We start from the raw sequence: 4,175 nt of genomic DNA, 5'->3' as shown, positions 1-4,175 counted from the left end.
CAGCCCCCTGCCGCCTCACGGCCCCGCCCCCTTCTCGCCGACCGTCTCCTCCGCCAACGCCACCGCCTCCTCACGGAGTTCGAACGGCAGACCGCTGAGCACCGGCGGTCTCGCCACCACCGTGACCCGGACCTGATCGCCCTCTCGTCCGACCGTCACCCGGGCCCCGCTCGGTGCTGCCTGACGGGTCACCGACAGCACCGCGGCGGGCGGGTCCTGGCGGGCGGCGGCCCGGGCGCCCACCCGGGCCGCGTCCACGCACCGGATCTGCGCCGCCGCCATGAGCAACGCCCACACCAGCGCCATCGTGAACGCCACCAGCACGCACAGCGCCATGGCCGCCTCCGCCGTCACGAAGCCCCGGTCCGAGCCCCGTTCACATCCGCGCACTGAGGGCCTTCTTCACGATGGACTGGAGCTCCGCCCGGACCGCGCCGCTGGTGACTACCTCGTAGAGCAGCAAGGCGAATCCGACGGCCGCGATGATTCCCATCGCGTACTCGGAGGTCACCATCCCGGAGTCCCGACGGCACACCCGCCGCACCCCGGCCAGCACTTCGACGATCTTCCTCTTCATCTCAACTCCCATGGTTTCTTGATCAGTTCGCACGTTTTCCGTCCTCTTCTCCGCCCTTTTCCCGCCCTTTTTCCGTCGCCGTCCCTCACCTCCCCGCCATCACCCCGCCCGCCAGCCCGATCACCACGGGCAGCACCCCGATCGCGACGAAGGCGGGCAGGAAGCACAGGCCCACCGGCGCGGAGATCAGTACGGCCGCCCGCCGGGCCCGTGCCGTCGCGGTGCGGCCCCAGTCCGCGCGGGTGTCCGAGGCGATGCGGGCCACCGGAGCGGCGGCGGGCAGTCCCGACTCGTCGGCCCGCTCCAGCAGCCGGGCCAGGGCACCCGCGCCCGGCAGCGCGGCCAGCCCGTGCCAGGCGTCCACCGGGGTGCCGCCGAGCCGTACCTCCGCCGCGCCCCGCGCCAGCGCCTGCCCGACGGGTCCGCCCAGGGCCTCCCCCACCGCCTGCGCGGCGACCACGGGCCCGGCGCCGGCCGCGATGCAGGCCGCCAGCAGATCGGCGGCGAGCGGCAGTTGGCGCGCGGCCTCGGCGGTGTCGACGGCCGCCGCACCGCCCGCCGCCGCCCGGCTCGCCCGCCGGCGCCAGAGCACGGCACCGACGCCGAGCCCGAGCAGCGCCCCGACGGCCCCGCCGACCAGCGAGCCGCCGACGGACGATCCCACCCAGGACAACCCGCTCGACCAGTTCGGGGGACAGCGGGAGCAGCTGGGGCAGCAGCGGCTGAAACAGCCGTAGCCGGACATGCGGCGGAAACGGCCGTAGACGGATATGAGGGAGGGCGCCCGGTACTTCACCGGGCGCCCTCCCTCATGCGTACCGCGTCAGCCGCGGTGCAGCTCGAACCACACCACCTTGCCGGTGCTCAGCCGGGTCGCGCCCCAGCGCCGGGCCAGCTTGTTGACGAGGTACAGGCCCCGCCCGCCCTCGTCCGTGGCCCGCGCCTGCCGCAGCCGCGGCAGCTGCGGCACGTCGTCGCCGACCTCGCAGCGCAGCACATGCGTGCGCAGCAGCCGCAGCGTCACCGGCCGGGACGCGTACCGTACGGCGTTCGTCACGACCTCGCTGACCAGCAGCTCCACCGAGTCGGTGAGGTCCTCCATGTCCCAGCGGGCGAGCGCGCGCCGGGCCAGTCGGCGGGCCTGGCCGGGGGCCGAGTCCTCCGGCTCCAGCGTCCAGTACGCCACATCGCTCGGCGCGATCCCGTCGAAGCGGGCCGCGAGCAGCGCGATGTCGTCGTCCCGGTCGCCGGGGCCGAGCATGTCGAGGACCTCGTCGCACAGGGCTTCCAGTGGCGGCGGATGGTCCGGACCGGTCAGCTGCGCGGTGGCGGCGAGCCGCTCGCGCAGCTGCTCTATGCCCGTCCACACGTCCCGCAGCCGGGACTCCACCAGACCGTCGGTGTACAGCAGCAGCGTGGCCCCGGCCGGCGCGTCCAGCTCGACCGCCTCGAAGTCCACCCCGCCGACACCGATCGGCGCGCCCGGCGGCACCCGCAGCACCTCGGCCCGCCCGCCCAGATGCAGCAGCACGGGCGGCGGATGACCGGCGTTGGCGATGGTGATGCGATGCGTGACCGGGTCGTAGACGGCGTACAGACAGGTCGCCATGCGGTCGGTGCCGAGCCGCTGGGCCTGCTCGTCCAGGTGGTGCAGCACCTCCTGCGGCGGCAGATCGAGCCCGGCCAGGGTCTGCGCGGTGGTGCGCAGCTGGCCCATGATCGCCGCCGAGGTCATGGAGTGGCCCATGACGTCGCCGACCACCAGCGCCACCCGGCTGCCGGGCAGCGGGATCGCGTCGTACCAGTCGCCGCCCACCCGCGCGGTCTCCGCGGCCGGCAGATACCGGGAGGCGAGCCGCACCCCGGTCGGGCGGGGCAGGGTCTCGGGCAGCATGGTGCGCTGCAACTCGTCGGCGATGTACGCCTCGCGGCCGTAGAGCACCGCCTTGTCGATGCCGAGCGCGCTGTGCGTGGCCAGCTGGGCGGCCACCAGCAGATCGTCCGTCTCGAACGCGAGGCGCTCGGGGCGGCGCAGGAACAGGGCCGCGCCGATCACCCGGCGCCGGCCGCGCAGCGGCGCGAGGATCGCGTGCTGCCCGGAGGGTACGAGCGCCTCCGCGCCGTCGCCGAGCAGTTCGGGCAGCGCGGCCCGGGCGGCCGGCGCGTCCGCGAACACCGGGCGCACCCCGCGCAGGACTTCGTTCAGCGCGCCGCCGGGGCGCACCTCGCACAGCTCGGTGGTCAGCGAGGACAGCTCCGCGAGCGCGACCGGCTCGGGCTCCGGCTCGAACGCGCCGGGCAGCAGCACGCCGTCGGTGTCCCGCTCCTCCGGTATGCGGTCGGTGCGGCGCAGCCGCAGTACGACGGGGCCGGTGGGCCGTTCGTCGCCGACCGGCAGCGGGTCGCGCAGATAGACGAGGATCGCGTCCGAGAACGTCGGCACCGTGGCCCGGCACAGACCCATCACGATCTCGTCCAGGTCGAGGCCGCGGGCGATCCGCCGGGTGGCCGCGCCGACGAACCTGAGCCGGTCGCCGTCACGCCGCATGGGCATCGGCCGCCCCGGTGGCAGACCCCGTCCGGTACGGCGCTCCGGACCGCCCGGCGCCCGCTCCTGGTCGGCGCCTGGCTGCGGCGGAATGGCCTCCGCGGGACGCGGGCGATGGGCCGCGCCGGCGTCCGCGGTGGCGGGCTGGGAGTGCTCCGGGCCGTTGACTGGGGGCTCCTTCCCCTTGCCGTCCATTGGCTGGCCACACGAGGTGGCCGTCCCGGGCCCCGACGGCGTCCCGTCCGCCCGTGCCTGCACGGGTAAGACGGGGGCGCCGACCGGTTCCGGGGCATGCGTCAGCGCCCCGCGGCCGTCCGCGGGGTCGGCGCCCGCCTCGGGGCGCTCGAAGGAGGTGGGCTGCTCCGTCACGCGTGTCGCATCCATCCGTCCGGGGCTGCGCGCCGGGCGCGCAGTCGGTCCCGCAGAAGTCCCGATACCCGCAATACGTGTCCCGGGAACGGATTTTCCGCGTGCCCAAAGGAAGTTCCCGTGCCACCGGCGTGGCCTGCGCGCCCGGCGGTGCTCCCCTGATACCCCTCGTTCACGTCCCTGCCGCCCCTCGGTGACGATCGGTCAAGCCCGGCGCAAGCCGCGGAAGTTGTCGCTCCGAAGCGCCCTTGCGGAGGACGATCCTACGTTTCCTGCCCGGGGGCGCATCAAGAGTCTCATGAGGACACGTGCGCGGGCGTACGGTCCCAGCCCTCGGGGAGTGACGGTACCGCCCAGGACTCGTCCGGGCGCCATGCCGGCCAGCCTTCCGAGAACGGCGGCTCCCAGGCCGCGATCGCCTCCAGGGCCGCCCTGCCGGCCGTGCGGACCCGTTCGGCGGTCTCGGGGGGCATCAGGCCGTCCCGCTGGGCCTGTGCGAACTCGTCCTCGTCGCGCCAGTACCAGCTGCGGTCCGGACGGACGTCGATGTCCAGGAAGTGGTCCTCGGAATCCACCCCGCCCGCCCAACGGACCAGCGGTTCCTCCAGGTTGACGTACCAGTTCTTGAACCGCCAGCCCGGCTCCCAGAACAGCCACACCGACCAGGGCACGCCGGGCTGG

The 4,175-nt window shown here is 74.6% G+C and carries 5 protein-coding genes; all 5 read right to left on the bottom strand.

The genetic code is table 11. The annotated features are described in order from the left end of the window. Positions 1–15: 15 nt before the first annotated feature. Positions 16–354 carry a TadE family type IV pilus minor pilin gene (locus CCN72_RS35505; RefSeq protein ID WP_086812491.1) on the bottom strand — a complete coding sequence of 113 codons (339 nt, stop codon included), beginning with the start codon at positions 352–354 and terminating at the stop codon, positions 16–18. A 22-nt stretch (positions 355–376) separates the two neighbouring features. Then, positions 377–577, bottom strand: a complete 201-nt coding sequence (locus CCN72_RS35500; protein WP_093681769.1) for a DUF4244 domain-containing protein — start codon at positions 575–577, stop codon at positions 377–379. Between the two features lie 85 nt (positions 578–662). Continuing rightward, entirely contained in the window at positions 663–1,373 is a 711-nt protein-coding gene (locus tag CCN72_RS35495) for a type II secretion system F family protein (RefSeq protein WP_244174641.1), read from the bottom strand. Positions 1,374–1,400: 27 nt separating this feature from the next. Beyond that, a complete protein-coding gene (locus CCN72_RS35490; protein ID WP_086812486.1) occupies positions 1,401–3,494 on the bottom strand; it encodes an ATP-binding SpoIIE family protein phosphatase in 2,094 nt (697 codons plus the stop codon). Between the two features lie 296 nt (positions 3,495–3,790). After that, the coding region (locus tag CCN72_RS35485) for a ribonuclease FAU-1 family protein (protein WP_143664321.1) at positions 3,791–4,175 on the bottom strand (385 nt) is incomplete at its 5' end.

It is taken from the genome of Streptomyces murinus (assembly GCF_002154555.1).
In the GTDB taxonomy this organism is placed as follows: Bacteria; Actinomycetota; Actinomycetes; order Streptomycetales; family Streptomycetaceae; genus Streptomyces; species Streptomyces murinus.
This window is presented reverse-complemented; position numbering and strand designations above follow the sequence as displayed.